The organism is Bacteroides sp. M10 (assembly GCF_014334015.1).
Taxonomy (GTDB): domain Bacteria; phylum Bacteroidota; class Bacteroidia; order Bacteroidales; family Bacteroidaceae; genus Bacteroides; species Bacteroides intestinigallinarum.
In genome coordinates this window covers 1,890,028-1,908,505 of record NZ_CP060488.1, presented here as the reverse complement: position 1 = coordinate 1,908,505, position 18,478 = coordinate 1,890,028, and the positions used below count along the sequence as shown (strand labels likewise).

Sequence of the window (18,478 nt, the reverse complement as noted above, 5' to 3'; positions counted from 1 at the left end):
ACTTTAAAAACAAGATACAATTATGAAGAAACTTTGGTACGTATGTATGTTACTGACTGTATGTCTGGTAGGATGCAATAAGACAGACGACTTATGGGACGACGTTAACGATTTAAAGACTCGTGTTACCGCCCTTGAAAAAACCGTTCAAGATTTGAACTGGAACATTGAAGCCGTACGCGAACTTTGCAAAGAAGGCGCTACCATTACTGATATTGAATTAAAGGATGGTATATATACCATTACATTAAGTAATGGCAAGACACTCAAACTCGTTGAAGAAACTGGAGCGGGTGCCTTGATTCCTCAAATGGGCATCGACAACGATGGTTATTGGACGGTAAGCTATGACAACGGAAGCACTTTCACACAACTGAAAGATAAAAGCGGGAATCCTATAAAAGCAACGGCTGAAAATGGAAAGACTCCTCTTTTCCAAATCGATGCAGCAACAGGATACTGGCAAGTCAGCTACGACGGTAGTACTTATGAGAACGTAAAGGACTCTGCAGGCAATCCTGTAAAAGCAACCGACGGGGAAGCCGTAAAAGATAAATTTTTCAACTCTGTAGAAAAGGTTGGCAACAACTTCAATATTGAATTAAGAGATGGCACAAAGTTATCTATCCCTATCATCAGCAACTTCTACTGCAAGTTTGATGAAAGTATTGTAGGTATACAAAGAATCGCAGCAGGATCTACGAAAGATTTCATTGTACACATGAAGGGCGTAGAATCTTATATCATTACCGCTCCCGAAGGTTGGGAAGCGACTTTGTCTGAACCGTCCGCAGATAACGATGAAGGAACATTGACAATAAAAGCTCCTGCAACAGCAAAAACTCTATCGCGTGCCGTCGCTGATAATACCAAAGACGTATCTATTCTTGCAACTTCAGGAGCATATGCTGCCATCGCAAAAATACAGGTAGAGCTTGGAGAAGCAGAAACACGGATTGACTATAAAGCAAAATTCGATAACGGAGAAAGTATAACAATCGGTGATATCACATTTGATAAAAATACTTATCCCGATGCAGAAGTAGTAGAGTTGGATGGAACAGAACCAGAACTTGACAGCTATATCAATAATTCCAAGAAAGTCAAAATCTTATTCTTAACAGGAAATAATGATTTTACAACAATCAATCCTGTAAACCTTAATAATACAATTATTATCATTGGGAAATATTCTGATTCTAAACCTGTCATTAAACCTAGTAGGGTTTGGAAAACAGTCTCTGGAAATATCTTCATAAAGAATATTCATTTAGATATGAGTAGTTTCACTACTGATGGACAATATTTCAACAATTCGAATACTTCAAGTGCTACTGATTTCACAGCTTTGATCATAGATGAATGTAAGATCAGCGACGTTAAAAACCCAATTTATCAAGATACAGCAAAAGACAATTTGAATGGTATCAATACGATCATTATTAATAGAACTCGTATTATGGTCAATGCAGACAACAAAGCTCTCATACATCTATATACAACCAAAAACTTGGCTCCATACAAGAAATTTGCATTTACCAATAATATAGTATACAGTAAAACACCTTATGTGGGTCAAATATTGAATTGGGGATTACAAACAGACTTTACAGAAGGAAATCTTACTGCAATAATATCTAATAATACAGTAATTAATATTGCAGGAAACAATCCATATTTCAGACATAATAAAGGTAGTCTCACGATGACAAAAAACATCTTTTATGTAGACTCAAGTTTTGCAAAGAATAGCAACCTTTATACTTACGTGGGAAATGATACTCATCCTGTAAGTGTAACTACAGTAGATGTTAAAGATAATATCGTATATGGATTAACAAGTAACAGTAAATGGTATAATTACCATAGCAACTGTGATGCAAGTGCGAAAGTTGACCCCTATGTATTGACTCCTCACGCCACTGCACCACTGACCATTACTGATGTAGAAAACGGTATATTTGTCTTGGCAACAGATATGGATGGATACGGAGCAAACATAGAATAAGAAAACATTACAACATCAATAAAAAAGGATATCCGAATTTGGATATCCTTTTTTTATTGACTAATATCCCATTCCGAACTGCCACAACGGCACCACATTCATAAAGCCTCTTTCAATATCATCCTTCACCACAAATCCTTTCTGTACCTCCTGAATCTGCTTTTGTCCCTTTTTCTTTCCTCCCACCTCAAATGTCATATCATCAATCAAGAAATCAGAAACAGGAGAAGCTACTACATCCGAAAAAATACGGGTCTGGTTCAAAAAGAAAGTCTCCCTGATATTTCCAATATTAGAATTATCTTGAGCCAGACTATATATCAAATTGGTATTATCCAGATAAATTTTATCTACTTTCCCTAACCCGCGTATTCCGCCGGTAGCATCTCTCAACTGCGCTATCAACCCTGCCTCTTCAATATAAAGGCAATAATCGGATATATTATTACGGCTCACTTCAAGAATTTTAGCTATACTGCTAAAATTAGGCTTGAACGGCACACTCTTAGCAATGATAGCAAGAAGTTGCTTAAGTTTACGCCCAGTGGAAACATTCATATCAGCAAATTGAGGTATGTCCGACTCCAAAGTCAAATTGATGATCTGTCGCAAACGTATATCAAAATCTTCCTCCAATGCAAAAGGATAGTAGCCTTTCTGCAAATAGTCATGAAAGAGTGGAAGCGGATGCTCCAAACCCGGAATTTCCACTTTATGCGCTACAATATCCTGCAAACTGTATATTCCAGAAGGAATACGATGAAATAAATACAAATACTCACGAAAAGAAAGTCCCTGCATCTGATACATGACAGCGCGACGACTCAAATCTGAAGCTCCTTTATTAATATCCAATACAGATGAACCTGTAAAAACAATATTCAACTCTGAATGATAATCGTAAATCAATTTAAGCTCTTTCGACCAATCTTTATATTTATGAATTTCATCAATAAACAAATACTTGCCTCCCATTTTTACAAAAGCATCTGCCAAGTCAAGCAAACGATGGCTGGCAAAATAAAAATCTTCAGCCGTCACATATAAAGAGTCATTTAAATTCAGCTTTTCTTTAATGTGCTGTAATACAAGAGTCGTCTTCCCTACTCCTCTAGGTCCCGTAAGCCCTATCATGCGACTATTCCAATTTATCCTGGAATAAATATACCGGTGAAACTCAATATTAGTCTCCCGTATCATCTTGTGAAAATACTCAAATAACTTATCCATATAGCATTGGTTTATAGACAAAGATACGATTATTTGCACTATAATAGTGCAAATAACAAAACAAATTGCACTTTCACAGTGCAATTTCAGCTAAAGCCACATCTTTTCCCCCACCACCTTGCAGAAAAACTTTTTTAATTTATCTTTGCATCCAAAACAACCCTACATGAAATACAAACTTATCGTGCTCGATCTTGACGGCACACTCACCAACTCTAAAAAGGAAATCACTCCCCGCAACAGGGAAACTCTGATACGTATGCAAGAGCAAGGAATACGACTGGTATTAGCTTCCGGTCGACCTACTTATGGTATTGTGCCATTAGCTAATGAGTTACGTATGAATGAATTCGGTGGATTCATCCTGTCCTATAACGGAGGAGAAATCATTAATTGGGAAACACAAGAGATGGTATATGAAAATGTGTTGCCTAATGAAGTTGTTCCAGTGCTCTACGAATGTGCCCGTACCCATCAACTAAGTATATTAACCTATGACGGAGCAGAGATAATAACCGAAAACTCTCAAGATCCATACGTATTAAAAGAAGCCTTTCTCAATAAAATGGCAGTTCGGGAGACAAATGACTTCCTGACAGACATCACGCTTCCCGTAGCCAAATGCCTCATCGTAGGAGATGCCGATAAACTGATTCCACTTGAAGCCGAACTTTGTCTCCGGTTACAAGGTCGCATTAATGTTTTCCGTTCAGAACCCTATTTTCTCGAATTAGTCCCGCAAGGTATCGACAAGGCTCTTTCTTTGGCCGTCCTGTTAAAAGAAATAGGAGTAGCGCGTGAAGAAGTTATAGCCATAGGTGATGGATATAATGACCTATCCATGATTAGGTTTGCAGGACTGGGGATTGCCATGGGAAATGCTCAAGAACCTGTAAAGAAAGCAGCAGATTACATCACTCTAAGTAACGAAGAAGACGGTGTAGCAGAAGCAATCAAGAAGTTTTGCAATCAACAATAGCCAAACATTTACAGGCATGCCGGCAGAGTTTTAGTTTCTCGGTGAGAAACCTTTGGTTTCAAGGAATGAAACTGTTAGTTGTACTAAATCCCGCATACGTAATAGCTAAAGTTTCGCTTTCTGCATGCGGGATCGTTTTTTTGTTGTACTTTGGAGTAACAATCAATTTTCCAACAAAAAAACATTTTCATTATGGCAAGTATAATTGAGCGTGCCTGTGACTCTATTCCAGAGTTTAGGCAAAAGTACGAAAAGTTTAGTAAAGAACTTCATGTTCAACAGTATTCTTCGGGTACCATTACCGGTTACTGTCACCAGTTAGCTACGCTTTGTTTCCATTTCAAGAAAGTTCCTGAAGACTTGAGTCAGGAGGAGGTTCGTGATTACTTGAGTTGTCTTTCTTCTGGCAATTCCTGTAAAATCAGTAAGTTCAAGCACACCATTTATAGCCTTCGTTGCTACCGCAAGATGATGTCTCTTTCCGCCTGGCATTTTTCTCTTCCGCGTATCCGCAAGTCCAAGAAGCTCCCTGTCGTTTTTTCGTGCGAGGAGATTCTTCTGTTTCTCTCTAGTTGTGAGGGTCTTCGTTCGCGAGCTATTTTTTCTCTTATTTACTCGTGCGGTCTTCGGGTAAGCGAACTTCGTCATATGCAAATCTCCCATATTGACAGCCGTCGCATGCAAGTGTTGATTTATCAGGGCAAAGGAAAAAAGGACCGGTATGTTCCTTTATCGGCGCAAACCCTGTTGGATTTGCGCGCATACTTTTCCAGATATCAGCCCAAGTTCTATCTCTTTAACAGCACACCGGGGCATCCAATTAGCGAGGAAGTCATCCGCACTTTGTTTCGTGAAGCCGTATTGCTTGCCGGTATCCGTAAACCCTGTACTTTGCATACCCTGCGTCACAGTTACGCCACTCATTTGTTGGAGTTTGGTGAAAACCTCCTACGCATCCGGGATCTTTTGGGGCATACGAACATTACTACAACCATGACTTATCTTCATATAAGCCGGCTTGAGCAAGGTGGAAAGTCCTTTAGTCCACTTGACAGGGTAATAGCTGGAGTGAATCAGCCCCACAAGGATGAGAACGAAGTTTGAAGTTGCGCAGATAATCTCCCGCTTTAAAGCTCTGTTTTATGAGAAATATGCCCCCTGCCCACAAGTTCGCAAAGTTTTTGGCCATCTGGAACAATGCCGTACCGCTGAACTGGGAGGTCATGTGGATGCCTGCCCTGAATGTGGTGCCATACGTGTCAGCTACAACAGCTGCCGCAACCGGCATTGCCCCAAATGTCAGGGAGTGGAACGTGAGTTATGGATACAAGCCCGCAAGGAAGACCTGCTTCCGGTAAAATACTTTCATGTGGTTTTCACTCTGCCCGATGCATTGGATCCGGTATCATTGGGCAACATGAGAACTGTCTACAACTCTCTGTTCAGTGCCGCTTGGGATACTTTGAGCACCTTTGCCCGCAACAAAGGGGTACAGGGGGGAATGATATCCGTACTGCATACCTGGGGAAGTAATTTGCATTATCACCCCCATTTGCATTGCATTGTTCCCTGTGGGGGACTGGACAATAACGGTATGTGGAAGAAACTTTCCTCATCCGGTAAAGAGAGCCCGTTCCTGTTTCCGGTCAAAGCTATGAGCAAGGTGTTCAGAGCTAAATTTATGGCGGCACTCACCAGACAGGCGGATGTCACGCCACAGATCAGAAAGAAGCTATTCCGTACGGAATGGATCGTTTACAGTAAATCGCCTTTTTGTGGAGCGGGCAAAGTGTTGGAATACTTGGGGAGGTACTCACACCGGGTAGCTATCAGTAACAACCGGATTAAGAATGTGACGGACAGGACTGTGACCTTTGATTACAAAGATTACCGGGCGGCAGGTAAGCACAAAGAGCGTGAGCTCACAGGAGAAGAGTTTCTGCATCAATACAGTCTGCATATCCTTCCGCATGGATTTGTACGTATACGCCATTATGGGTTTCTGGCTGGCTGTAACAGGGAGAAACTAAGAAACATACAGATACAGATGGATGTTACGCCTTCTTCAATGAAGAGGGGAAAGAAGATATGGACGGAGGTGTGCAAGCAGAATTGGGAAGAATATAATCTGTGCAAGCATTGTGGAAAGGCACAGATGGTGACTGTAGAGGTATTTGCCCGTACAAGAGCACCACCAAACAGGTTCGAAGCAAAACTTCAAGAATCTGTATTTTAAGCATTTAAAGGATACCTCTGAAATCTAATGGGTGGCGGGGGAAGATTACTAGTGCTTATAGTGAACGGAAACGAAAGAAAAAACGGCAAAAGAAGGAAGAACAAGACTGGAGGAAGCTAGGAAGATGAACAAAAAACACTGAAAAACAAAGAACGAACAAAAATATTAGATTATACGAAAAAGAGAAAAGAGAGATGAATACCCATAATAAGGAGAGCGTACAACAAAGGCTCCAAATGTCCTACGGACACACGGAGCCCTATATCGTTTCATACCGGGAAACAAATCACATTACTGGTAAAAACGACCCGACACTTAAAATCAACCGATTAAAGATAGGGCGCATATTCAGATTTTATACTAACTTTGCGGTTCCAATAAAACAAATATAAAATGTTATGGAACATCAACTTACCATTTACAACACCTTAGATAGAAAGAAAGAGTTGTTTGTACCGCTTCATGCACCTCATGTAGGCATGTATGTGTGTGGACCGACTGTTTACGGAGATGCCCATTTAGGACACGCCCGTCCGGCTATAACCTTCGATGTGTTATTCCGCTATCTCACCCACCTAGGATATAAAGTACGCTACGTACGAAATATTACCGACGTAGGTCATCTGGAACACGATGCCGATGACGGAGAAGACAAGATTGCCAAGAAAGCACGTCTGGAAGAGTTGGAACCAATGGAAGTTGTTCAATATTTCCTGAACCGTTATCATAAAGCAATGGAAGCGTTGAATGTACTTTCTCCAAGCATTGAGCCACATGCTTCAGGACATATCATTGAACAAATCCAACTGGTACAGAAGATTTTGGATGCCGGATACGCCTATGAAAGCGAAGGCTCCGTCTACTTCGATGTAGCCAAATACAATAAAGATTACCACTACGGAAAACTTTCCGGACGTAATCTGGACGACGTATTAAATACCACCCGTGACCTCGACGGACAAAGCGAAAAACGCAATCCCGCCGACTTCGCCCTTTGGAAAAAGGCACAACCTGAACATATCATGCGCTGGCCGTCTCCATGGAGCGACGGTTTCCCCGGATGGCACGCCGAATGTACCGCTATGGGACGCAAATACCTGGGTGAACACTTCGATATTCACGGAGGAGGAATGGACTTGATTTTCCCTCACCACGAATGTGAAATCGCACAATCGGTAGCCTCACAAGGCGATGACATGGTTCACTACTGGATGCACAACAACATGATTACCATCAACGGAACCAAGATGGGTAAATCACTTGGCAACTTCATCACGCTGGACGAATTCTTCACCGGTACTCATAAGCTGCTAGCGCAAGCCTACACACCAATGACAATCCGTTTCTTCATCCTGCAAGCTCATTACCGCAGCACGGTAGACTTTAGCAATGAAGCACTGCAAGCATCCGAAAAGGGTCTGCAACGTCTAATGGAAGCCATTGACGCATTGGATAAGATAACTTCCTCATCGGCAACTTCAGAGGGAATCAACGTGAAAGAACTGCGCGCTAAATGCTACGAAGCAATGAATGACGACTTGAATACACCGATTGTCATCGCACAGCTTTTCGAAGGCGCCCGCATTATAAACAATATCATTGCCGGCAATGCCACCATCTCCGCCGAAGACCTGAAAGACCTGAAAGAAACATTCCATCTGTTCAGTTTCGACATCATGGGATTGAAAGAAGAAAAAGGCTCTTCAGATGGTCGTGAAGCTGCATACGGCAAGGTAGTAGATATGTTACTGGAACAACGTATGAAAGCGAAAGCCAACAAAGACTGGGCTACTTCCGATGAGATCCGCAACACACTGACAGCACTCGGATTTGAAATCAAAGATACCAAAGACGGTTTCGAATGGAGACTGAATAAGTAACAAGAAAAGAAAGTGCTCAACGCACCTTGTACATACAAAGAAGACCGGCTCACCACGAACCGGTCTTCTCTTTTTTCATAGAAACATGATAACTAATACCCTCTCTTTAAATTCTTGTTTCCTCTTATCTTATTCACTAATTATTTATTTTCCATGAACATTTCAATCGGCTGTCCATGCAGACAAGTTACCGTCAGTACGGTCTGATCTCCCTGCTGTTCCAACCGGACATTTTCCATCGGACTTGTCAATGTCCAATGCCCTTTAAGCCGTATCTCCTTAGTAATAGGACGACTGGGTTCTTTCGTTGTATACGTCTTCTCTTCTATATTCAGATTCGGATCACAGACGCTTAAACGGATCCCCTTATCAGATTCTTTTGCATACATCACCATTGTTTCCGCAGGAATAGCCACGAACACTTTATCAGTGGCAGGCTGATAAGCTTCAAAAGCAGCATACGCCGTGATACCAGTCTTTTTATCATAAACAACGTGAGCAGTCTGATCCCGTTGCAACACCTCGTATGCAGGAGTTTTGCGCAGTTCGTCGAGATCGGAAGCAGAAGGCTGTATCAATACCATATATTCATAAGTCCCCTCTTTCGGCGCCTTGCCATGTTCTATCCAGGCAGAAGAAAATTTTCCTTTGGTTATTTCACGCGTCTTTTCATGCCGTGATTCCTGTTCTGCCACCTGTGCGCGAACGGTTCCGTCCACTACATGATAATAATTGTCATAACCATCATGAAGCCAATAGTTATCCTCTCCTACTTTGGGCTCCTTACCATTATATTTTGTCTGGAAAAGAGTCGTTTCCGTAGGATAATCCGCATTGGAGTTCGAAATACCTGTTCCCAGGCAAACCATCCGGTTATCAAAACAGAAAACGGATTTACGGGCCACAAAGTCTAGTGTGAAATTCTCATAATCCCGTTCTGCCAATTTCATAGCGAACATTCCATTTTTACCATCTAAAGAACTGCTTCCGGAGAAATTCTCTTTGGAGCGTGCCATAGTCGTTCCTTTCAATGGGCTATCAAGCAAATCGAAAGGCAAATGAATGGTAGTTGTACCCGGCAAACGGTTCCAGTCCCATCCCTCCTGCACAAAACCGCTTCCGGCACGTGACACGGGATTTCCTTTCCCCATAATCTGCACGGAGCCATAACTCTGATAACGTCCGTAACGGTTATCTTTCGTATAAATTTCAGAACCCCATACGTCAGTGGTATATCCTTTCAATGTCACCATCCAATCTGCACGACGGAAAATGCCTGCCGAACCATAGTTGTAAACGAAGAATCCCTGTGGAGCCTGTGCCGGTTGAATACCTTCCTTCTTGAAGAAACGCGCATTCGGAGTATCACTATTGCGTATCAGACGTAAATAGTCAGCAGCCAGACCACGATCAAACGTATTTCCCTGACCGGACAAATCGCCGGATAAAGCTATATTGGCAAATGCTTCGATATCATCGCTTCCCATCTTCCCTCCAAAAGGATGACGGCCACTGATTCCGATGCCCCATTCATAGAAATTGCAATAATTGCGCATAGCAATAAAGGCTGATTTCATGTGTTTGCGCGCATCTTCGGTCAGTTCAAAACTTGTACCATTGGTAAATGCAATATATTCTCCTACAGTCGCAAGTACTCCAGTGGTATATCCCGGATAGAAACCGCCATGATGGAAAGTCGTACCGTCTACCTTTATACCACCGATCGTTCCCGGAGTATAACGCAAAGAAGAAGATAACCAACGTGACAATCCGCTCAACGCTTGCGCCTGTTCTCTTGCATCGGGAAACATCATAGCGGAAATAAATTTCGCCATCAATAACGTATGCCAGGAATCCAACAATTCATCACGTGTTGGAGAGCATGTCTGACGAGTTTCTTGCAGAGCCGCCCAAAAACGCAATGTGGAGAGATAAGCATCACGATGAGGATGTTTATAGATAGCATCACGCATCAGCCAGGCAGTTGTATATATCTTACGTACCTGATAACCATAATGATGATTGGTGCCCATACCGCTACCGTATGCAAATCCCTGATCGATAGCATAGTCGAATACGGTAAAGTAGTTTTTCTTTGATGTTTCGTTCTGGTTATAATAAGCATCATAGGCAAAACCGGAAAGCATCGTTTCAATATCGTTCCATGACATTTCTCCTTTCTTCTTGTCCTGTTCATCAGGAGTGACAATCGGAGTTCCTATAAATCCCGTTCCGGCGATGGATGGACTGATAGCCGCTTTCTCAAATGTTTTATAGGCAGCATTAATCGGTCCTTGCGGAGCCTTTTTCACTTCCAGAAAGTCAGTCAAACGTTGTTCGATAGTCTTCAGTTCCTTCTTTTGCTCGCTTGTCAATTTAGAAGGCAGAGGAATATCATACGACTGTTGTTCCCATTTCCACACGAGACACCAATGCCACAGGTCACGATTAGACAGCCCATTATTGGTAGGCAACTGCTGGTCGGGAGTGGTACGAAGATTCATTTTCTTTTCCGGGAAAATCAGACGGTCAAGAAAGATACGTCCCTTCCGTTGCGGGGCAACCAGTCGATAGGCTACGATCTTCTTATCTTTCTTGTCGCCCTGCATATACTCAAAAGAGATCCAGCAAGCCCGCCAACCTGCTGCCTGCAAACGATAAGAGAACCAATAAGAGACTTCTCCCTCCTTATTCAGAAACTCAAAACGAATAGAATCCTGCTGTGGTTTCTCATTATAAATCCACAAGGTAATGCCGAACTGCTTCTCGTTTCTCGTATTCAACGATAAAGGAGCAATTTGAACATCCAGCGTAGAACCGGGCTGAAAGTCCCATTCCAGACTACTTTCACCCTCTTTGTAAAAAAGAGAAGAGATTTTCACTTCTCCCTTTCCGGAAACTGTAAATGCTTCGGGCACTTCTTCTTCAAATCCGATGAGTTGAGCGAAAGCTGAAGGAATGATTCCCAAAAGGAATAATACTATAAAACAACTGTTTTTCATTACTATTTTCAATTTAAACGCGGATGCGGATTAACACCTATTATTGTCGCAGAGATTTACTCCTAAAATTGGCACTTATTTGAGTTAATCAGCGTTTTATAAATTACTAATCGCTAATAAGGAATCCGATCCGACAGAATCTTTTCCGTATACCAAGGATCATTAATTTCCTTCAACATAGCTCCCATTTCACCGCAAAGTTGTGCCACAATCTCCTTATTTTCTTCCAAAGGCAGGTTATGCAGTTGATATGGATCTTTTACATCATCGAATAAGAGGCTTTTCTTCAATTGCTTCGTATCACGGTCGATATATAACGCCAATGTATATTGAGCCGTCTTGATACCTCTTGAAGAAGGGAAGTAAGTCTGCACCAATCCATTTTCATCTTTATCGCCATCTACATTCTGAATATACAGTGCACCTGTAGGACGAACAATTTCAGCCTTTTCATCGAAGAAAAGAGGAGCGAAATTACGTCCCTGCACTTCCGCCGGAATAGAATCACCCAGTCCGCACAAGCCAAGCACCGTAGGCATAATATCAGGAGCGGAGAGCAATAAATCATCTACCCTCGGCTGAATCTTACCGGGAAAACGAACCAGGAACGGAATATTCATGGATTCAGAATAAGGGGAATTCTTCGGATCATCAGTGCGCTGGCTACACATCGTCTCACCATGATCGGAAGCAAAGATTACGACTGTATTCTTATCCAATCCCAATTCTTTCAATGTCGTCAAAATCTGTCCGAAAGCACGGTCTACTCCGGTAACGGAAGCGAAATAATAACGTGCAGACTCCGCTTTCTTCATCTTCAAATCGACATTCGGACGAATCAACAGACTATCCAGAGGCTGATCTTTATAAAGATTAAAATCCTGCTCTTCACAGTCATTCAAGGAGCGATACGGGCTGTGAGGAGGATTCATGCCCACCATTATGAAGAAAGGTTTCTTGGTATCACGTACGTTACCGTCATTTTTCAGATAAGAAATGACTTTGCCTGATTCGTGCAAAGGTGACCATTCCTTCGGATCGTGTCTCTTACCATCCGTATCCCAATAATGCGGGTTCTTGTGTTCGTCAAATGTTCCGTAAGAATACCAGTAGTTAAAGCCGTGCCGGCGTTCTTTCGGTGTATAGGCATCCCATGCCGGACGTTTTTCTTCCACATACTGTCCCGGATGTTCGGGATCGTTCGGAGTCGGGAAGTCAGCGTGAAGTTTACCAAAATAAGCACAGTCATAACCTGCTTTGCTGAACACATCGCCGATACATTCCGCATCCTCGCGTAAGGAACTGATCGGACGTGTAGAATTGCAATTCAATGGTACACCGCTTTTGTTCGGATACATACCGGTCAGTAACATTCCACGATGAGGGCTGCTCAACGGACAGTTACTCTGTGCAGACGACAAGACCATAGATTCACGTGCAAAGGCATCCAGATTAGGAGTATGCACGGGGTCTCCTTCAAAGTTTACTTTATCCCGAAATCCGTCCTGGCTCCAGAAGCCCATCGCCTGGTTACGGTATTGATCGGGAAATACATAGATTATATTAGGATGCTCCGCTTGTTGGGACGCTTGCTTCGGAGCCTTGCAACCTTGTGCGGCAAACAGCGTCAAGCCTCCTACAAGAAGGTTTATAGGTTTATTCATGATGGTTTATGATAAATGATTAAAAACAGGTTAGTAGTAAATGATAAGAGGGAAATAATAAACAATAAATATTGAATAATAAACAGTAAACATGTTACGTTAGAATCCGTAGATTATTCATTGTTCACTGTTTACTGTTCATTATTTTTTTGTATTTCTCATTCCTTATTTCTTTTCCAAGTCTCTTTTACGCATAAGTCCTTCCAGGAAGTAGTAGTCAGCATAATTCAGAGGAACATCGATTTCCTGACCGTGAGGAATACTGCCAACTGAATGCATCAGGATAAAATTTCCATTTGTTCCAACCTTTGCACGATAAACAGGCGAGCCTAAACTTTCCATAATCTTATCAGCAGTTTCCTTGTAATGATTACCCGGCAGGTAACCATCCAGTTCATAAAGGGCGGAAGCTGTACAAGCAGCAGCAGAAGCATCACGCGGTTCGTTTGGAATATTCGGAGCATCGTAATCCCAGTAAGGAACGAGATCTTCCGGCAAGTTTTTATTATTAAAGATAAAGTTATACACCTTTTGCGCCTGGTCGAGGTATTTCTTATCTTTCGTGTAGCGATAGCAGGTAGTATATCCATAGAGAGCCCAAGCTTGTCCGCGAGCCCAGGCAGATTCGTCTGCATATCCCTGCGCAGTTTGTCTCTTGCGCACTTCGCCTGTCTCCGGATCGTAATCTACCACATGATAGCAGCTGTTGTCCGGACGGAAGTGGTGAGCTATTGTTGTATCGGCATGTTTCACTGCAATATTATAGAAAGTAGAATCTCCTGAAAAAGCTGTCGCTTCAAACAAAAGTTCGAGATTCATCATATTATCAATAATCACCGGGCATTTCCATCCACGTGTTCCCTGCCAGCCTCTATCAGCATCCCATGACTGGATAACGCCAGCATTCGGGCGAAAACGGGTAGAAAGTGACTTAGCTGTTTCAATAATTACATCTTTATATTTTTTCTTGTCTGCAAAACGGTAGCCGTTCAGATAACTGCAACCAATCATAAAACCTACGTCATGATGCCATTTCAGATATTTTACCGAATCAAGGGCTTCCGTGTATTTTTCGGCTAATGGTAACCATTTCTGATCTCCAGTCAATTTATATGTGAGCCATATACTGCCGGGGAAAAAACCGGAACACCAGTCATCAATAGGTATGTAAGAAATGCTACCGTCTTTGTTGATAGTTCTTGGATTCAGGATCTTACCAGATTTTTCAATAATATCCGTTTGAATCGTGTTTTGTGCAACTGCGTTGTCGATGTTGTCCTGAATAAAGTCTACTTCAACCTTTTTTTGTCCACCGCAACTCGTTAAGATCAAAAGGGAAAGTCCTAATGCGCTAAGAATTGTTTTCATAATACATGGATTGTTTATTAAGTGATTAATTTTCCTGATGGCAAAAGTAGTGCATTTAAAGAGAATAGACCGACCCAAATAATCCAAATGAGGAACTATTTTGGTACATTTTACTGAAATAATTATTTGCACAAGCATTTCCAAAGACTTTCCAACTCAGTTTGGTCGTCTTAACACAACTGACCCAACAAATTAGTCAGCACAGTATTTATTATCTCAAAACTCATTCATTAAATTCATTTCTATTCATTGTTATTAAAGATATAAAACTATATTCTACCGCTATAAAACTAGTGTAAACTCGAAGTTTAAATGACAACAACACCTTATTTCAAGTACATTACAGATAGCTTCTTTCACGCCAAAAGGTAATACTTAACCTTTTTTAATTCTATAAGAAGCCAATAAGACATCGTTTATAGGAAATTAGTGTATATTTGCAGAGCATAACTATAAAACGCATGTTCAATAAAAACAATTACACCAACAATTTCAACCAATTTTTCATTGACTATCAACGCCGCTTCATTCATTTTGCCTCTACGTACGTGCATGATGAAGCCGTGGCCGAGGACTTTGTCATTGAATCAATTATGTATTATTGGGAAAACAAGGAACGATTGCCTTCAGACATAAACATACCAGCTTATGTTTTGACTGTCTTGAAGCATAAATGTATAGATTATCTTCGAAATCAACAGGTTCGTCAAATGGCTTCCGATAAAATCTTTCAAATCTACTCTTGGGAGTTATCTAATAGAATCGCAACTCTAGAAGAACTTGAACCTAATGAAATTTTCACAGCTGAGATTCAAGAAATCGTAAATAGAACCTTAGAAACTTTACCGGAGCAAACCAGACGTATTTTTGCCATGAGTCGATACGAAAATAAATCCCACAAAGAAATAGCAGACCTATTGAACATGACAACAAAAGGTGTCGAATATCATATAAACAAAGCCACAAAAGTTCTACGAATAGCTTTAAAAGACTATTTGCCAACAACGCTACTTCTTTTTTTCTTAAACTAGAAAACCACTACAACTCCAATCATACTTTTTCACTTCCCATGTATCCTATATTCTAGAACCAGAACCTTTTGATCAATAAAAGCACAAAAACGTAAGTATGACATGACAAACATCCACATGGTTTCCTCTCCGCACGAAAAAGGTGCTGCAAGCCGGAATGAAAGAAAAAACACAAATACTTAAAAGAAGAATCTAAAAAAACACTTTCTTACTAGGGATAAACTTACTCTGTTCGTTATTACTATAAATACATCAAAAAAATAAAGTATTTATGAATAAGACCTTACTCTATTATTTTCGCAATGAAAGAGCCACCATATATGCGAACATGAAAAATGGAAAACACAGCTATTTATATTCGCAAAAGTGAAGAGCGTTCTTACTCAACCTATATAATTTGTATTTATAAACACTTTTATTCATCTAATCAAATTTATTATGAAAACGACTTCAGCATTCATGGCTGTTTGTACAGCCTTACTTATGTTCAGCTGCTCCGGTGATGATGAAAATTCGCAATCAACACCTCTCCAACTGAAAACAACAACCAGTTCTCCCGCAAAAGGAGAAATAGGAACTAAGATAACCATTATCGGTGAAAATTTTACAGATCAAGCCAAAGTATATTTAAAAAATGCCAAAGCTACTATTACATCGGTAACAGCTACCCAACTACAGGTAATTGCCCCGGCAAATGAAGCAGGAGAATGTATTATAGAAGTAATGGTAGGTGCCCAAAAGACAGAGAACTTAAGATTTACTTACGTAGACTACACTCCTGTTGTTAGCTCCATCAGCCCAAGCTCCGGAACAGAAAACACGGAAATTACTATCATCGGCGAGAACTTCAGTACCACCCCCGAAGAAAACATTGTAAAAATAGGAGATGCAATAGCAACTGTTAAATATGCCACAGAGACCGAATTGAAAATTATCGCACCTCAAAACGAAATAGGAACTTATGCAGTAACCGTCTCTGTAGGTGTAAAAACAGGCAAAAATCCGGCTCTTTTCACATACGAAGATACAAGAGAGAGGATTTACGAATGTACACAAAATTTCATCACTGTACCTAGTGATATTAATACCCAGGATTTAAAAAGCGTTACATTCTTAAAAGATGGCAGATTAGCTTACAGTACTAACGGTGGTAGTGCTACAGAGGCTTGGGCAATAGATTTAAGAACAATGGAACGAGAAAAAATCGTCCCCAATGGCACAGGAACTGTTCTGCTGAAAATCACCACTAATCCTACTAATGGAAAACTTTACCTCGCATATAAAGGAGAAGATAAAATTAGCGTATGGGATCCTAATACAAAACAAGTTTCCGATTTGTTAACTCGCAACGGGTTGGACAACCTTATGGATGTAAAATTTGACCAATACAACAATATGTATGCGGTTTGCCGTAATTCCGGAACGATCCAAAAATATCCATCAGGAAATTATAACAGCAGTTCAAGGTTGGAATTTGTTAAAATTACCGGCCGTCAAATACAAGCCATAGCTTTTGATGCTGCTGGTAACTTGATAGCAGCAGCAACAGACGGATCAAATGCCGGCTATATTTATAAAGTAGACTCTAGCGGCGCTTATACATTGATTGCAGGTGGAGGTAACAAAGTTATAACGGAGGATATAACAGAAGATCCTAAAACAGCCAAATTGGAAAAAGCAGAGGGGCTAATGGTAGATAAGGATGGCTACATATGGTTCAGTGACGGTAATAGTGGCACCCGTAAAACCAAGATCCTAAAACCTGGAAAGAATGGTTATCAGGACGCCACAATCATCCTCGTTTGTAAAGCCGAAAATGGTTGGAAAGATTCAGGCACCACTAGTCCGGTTGACTTTGTACAAGATACAGATGGAACCATATACATAGCAGACGGTCCTAACAAAGCTATACACAAAGTTACCATCGGCTACAAATAACATGTATCAAATTTACCCAAATTAATTAACGACTCAAATAACCTGCACACACAGCTTCTATAACCTGTGTGTGCGGCTAAACTTAAAAAATTGTACAATTGCAAAAAATGAGTTTTCCACTAGGGATAAACCCTCTTTGTTCGCTATCATTATAAAAAGCACCTATGGACAAAAATTCATTATACCGATTTTTCGAGGGACAAGCATCTATTGAAGAAATGAGAGCAGTGAAAGAGTGGGCTGAAAGTTCAGAAGAACATAGCAAACAGTTTCACCGAGAGCGCAAGTTATTCAATGCAATGATTCTTATAGGAAACCCTAAATGGACAGCAATAAATACAACAAAAAGAAACAGATATTTCATCAGGGAATTCTTAAAGATTGCTTCTGTGATAATCATTGCGGTAAGTATTACAGCTACTATCTTTTCAATAACGAATGAGCATCATAAGCATGTTGACATAGCTATGCAAACAATAATAGTCCCCGCCGGACAACGCGTAAATATTGAATTGCCCGATGGATCAAATGTTTGGCTAAATGCAGGAACACAAATGCAATATCCTGTTTCATTCATGGAAGATAAACGTGAAATAATATTAGACGGAGAAGCCTATTTTGATGTTGCCCGTAACGAAAAGTGCCCGTTCATAGTACATACTCATGCAATGGACATAGAAGTATTGGGCACAAAATTTAATGTAGAGGCTTATGCTAAACAACAAAACTTCGAAGCTTCTTTAATACAAGGAAAAATAAAAATCAAATCACCTTCCGGCAATAATATTTCACAAGTTTTATTACCTGACTATAAGAGCACCCTAAAAAATGGCAAATTAGTGATAAGCAAAATTGAAGATTATAATATATATCGCTGGAAAGAAGGATTGTATTGCTTCAAAAACAAATCGTTCATAGAAATAATAAAAGACTTGGAGAAATATTATAACCTGAAAATTATAGTAGACAAGCCTAGCATTACCAACATAATATTAACAGGAAAATTCAGAATCTCTGACGGCTTGGATTACGCCCTTCGGATATTACAAAAGGATGTACCTTTTATTTATAACAAACATACAACAGATGACATCATTTATATAAAATAATAAGAATATTAACTCAATAACACGGGAGAAACA

The 18,478-nt window shown here is 40.6% G+C and carries 12 protein-coding genes; 8 read left to right on the top strand and 4 right to left on the bottom strand.

The features are described from left to right. The first annotated feature begins 22 nt into the window (after window positions 1–22). On the top strand, window positions 23–2,008 hold the full coding sequence (locus tag H8796_RS06820) for a PL29 family lyase N-terminal domain-containing protein (RefSeq protein ID WP_004324310.1): 1,986 nt from the start codon (window positions 23–25) through the stop codon (window positions 2,006–2,008). Between the two features lie 60 nt (window positions 2,009–2,068). Here the strand turns inward: H8796_RS06820 and H8796_RS06815 are convergent, their stop codons facing one another. Beyond that, the gene (locus H8796_RS06815; protein ID WP_004324308.1) at window positions 2,069–3,238 is read right to left on the bottom strand and encodes an ATP-binding protein; all 1,170 of its coding nucleotides are present in this window, start codon (window positions 3,236–3,238) and stop codon (window positions 2,069–2,071) included. A gap of 166 nt (window positions 3,239–3,404) precedes the next feature. Here H8796_RS06815 and H8796_RS06810 point away from each other — a divergent pair, with 166 nt between their 5' ends. The 4 genes from H8796_RS06810 to cysS all read left to right on the top strand — a co-directional run bounded on the left by H8796_RS06810 (window position 3,405) and on the right by cysS (window position 8,333). Further along, window positions 3,405–4,217, top strand: coding sequence for a Cof-type HAD-IIB family hydrolase (locus tag H8796_RS06810; protein WP_004307449.1), 813 nt, complete (start codon window positions 3,405–3,407; stop codon window positions 4,215–4,217). Window positions 4,218–4,409: 192 nt separating this feature from the next. After that, a complete protein-coding gene (locus tag H8796_RS06805) occupies window positions 4,410–5,321 on the top strand; it encodes a tyrosine-type recombinase/integrase (protein ID WP_187343853.1) in 912 nt (303 codons plus the stop codon). Further along, window positions 5,305–6,453, top strand: a complete 1,149-nt coding sequence (locus tag H8796_RS06800) for an IS91 family transposase (RefSeq protein WP_187343852.1) — start codon at window positions 5,305–5,307, stop codon at window positions 6,451–6,453. The genes H8796_RS06805 and H8796_RS06800 overlap by 17 nt, the downstream gene beginning before the upstream one ends. A 398-nt stretch (window positions 6,454–6,851) precedes the next feature. Further along, the gene (gene cysS, locus H8796_RS06795; RefSeq protein ID WP_117936513.1) at window positions 6,852–8,333 is read left to right on the top strand and encodes a cysteine--tRNA ligase; all 1,482 of its coding nucleotides are present in this window, start codon (window positions 6,852–6,854) and stop codon (window positions 8,331–8,333) included. A gap of 140 nt (window positions 8,334–8,473) precedes the next feature. Here the strand turns inward: cysS and H8796_RS06790 are convergent, their stop codons facing one another. The 3 genes from H8796_RS06790 to H8796_RS06780 all read right to left on the bottom strand — a co-directional run bounded on the left by H8796_RS06790 (window position 8,474) and on the right by H8796_RS06780 (window position 14,367). Continuing rightward, on the bottom strand, window positions 8,474–11,335 hold the full coding sequence (locus H8796_RS06790) for a chondroitinase family polysaccharide lyase (protein ID WP_117936511.1): 2,862 nt from the start codon (window positions 11,333–11,335) through the stop codon (window positions 8,474–8,476). A 113-nt stretch (window positions 11,336–11,448) separates the two neighbouring features. After that, window positions 11,449–12,999, bottom strand: a complete 1,551-nt coding sequence (locus H8796_RS06785; protein WP_117936509.1) for a sulfatase — start codon at window positions 12,997–12,999, stop codon at window positions 11,449–11,451. A 165-nt stretch (window positions 13,000–13,164) separates the two neighbouring features. Continuing rightward, window positions 13,165–14,367, bottom strand: coding sequence for a glycoside hydrolase family 88 protein (locus H8796_RS06780; protein ID WP_117936507.1), 1,203 nt, complete (start codon window positions 14,365–14,367; stop codon window positions 13,165–13,167). Between the two features lie 461 nt (window positions 14,368–14,828). On the opposite strand from H8796_RS06780, the gene H8796_RS06775 reads away from it, so the two are divergent. The 3 genes from H8796_RS06775 to H8796_RS06765 all read left to right on the top strand — a co-directional run bounded on the left by H8796_RS06775 (window position 14,829) and on the right by H8796_RS06765 (window position 18,445). Continuing rightward, complete coding sequence (locus H8796_RS06775; protein WP_004307454.1) at window positions 14,829–15,398, top strand: RNA polymerase sigma-70 factor; 570 nt, start codon at window positions 14,829–14,831, stop codon at window positions 15,396–15,398. 438 nt (window positions 15,399–15,836) lie between these two features. Continuing rightward, entirely contained in the window at window positions 15,837–17,336 is a 1,500-nt protein-coding gene (locus H8796_RS06770) for an IPT/TIG domain-containing protein (protein WP_004324302.1), read from the top strand. Window positions 17,337–17,500: 164 nt separating this feature from the next. Next, window positions 17,501–18,445 (top strand): FecR family protein, encoded by a 945-nt coding sequence (locus H8796_RS06765; protein WP_117936505.1) that lies wholly within the window; start codon window positions 17,501–17,503, stop codon window positions 18,443–18,445. Window positions 18,446–18,478 lie beyond the last annotated feature (33 nt).

Bases quoted from the DNA above. Each gene is read 5' to 3' on its own strand.
- H8796_RS06820 (WP_004324310.1), top strand. From the start codon at position 23: ATGAAGAAACTTTGGTACGTATGTATGTTACTGACTGTATGTCTGGTA.
- H8796_RS06815 (WP_004324308.1), bottom strand. From the start codon at position 3,238: ATGGATAAGTTATTTGAGTATTTTCACAAGATGATACGGGAGACTAAT.
- H8796_RS06810 (WP_004307449.1), top strand. From the start codon at position 3,405: ATGAAATACAAACTTATCGTGCTCGATCTTGACGGCACACTCACCAAC.
- H8796_RS06805 (WP_187343853.1), top strand. From the start codon at position 4,410: ATGGCAAGTATAATTGAGCGTGCCTGTGACTCTATTCCAGAGTTTAGG.
- H8796_RS06800 (WP_187343852.1), top strand. From the start codon at position 5,305: ATGAGAACGAAGTTTGAAGTTGCGCAGATAATCTCCCGCTTTAAAGCT.
- cysS (WP_117936513.1), top strand. From the start codon at position 6,852: ATGGAACATCAACTTACCATTTACAACACCTTAGATAGAAAGAAAGAG.
- H8796_RS06790 (WP_117936511.1), bottom strand. From the start codon at position 11,335: ATGAAAAACAGTTGTTTTATAGTATTATTCCTTTTGGGAATCATTCCT.
- H8796_RS06785 (WP_117936509.1), bottom strand. From the start codon at position 12,999: ATGAATAAACCTATAAACCTTCTTGTAGGAGGCTTGACGCTGTTTGCC.
- H8796_RS06780 (WP_117936507.1), bottom strand. From the start codon at position 14,367: ATGAAAACAATTCTTAGCGCATTAGGACTTTCCCTTTTGATCTTAACG.
- H8796_RS06775 (WP_004307454.1), top strand. From the start codon at position 14,829: ATGTTCAATAAAAACAATTACACCAACAATTTCAACCAATTTTTCATT.
- H8796_RS06770 (WP_004324302.1), top strand. From the start codon at position 15,837: ATGAAAACGACTTCAGCATTCATGGCTGTTTGTACAGCCTTACTTATG.
- H8796_RS06765 (WP_117936505.1), top strand. From the start codon at position 17,501: ATGGACAAAAATTCATTATACCGATTTTTCGAGGGACAAGCATCTATT.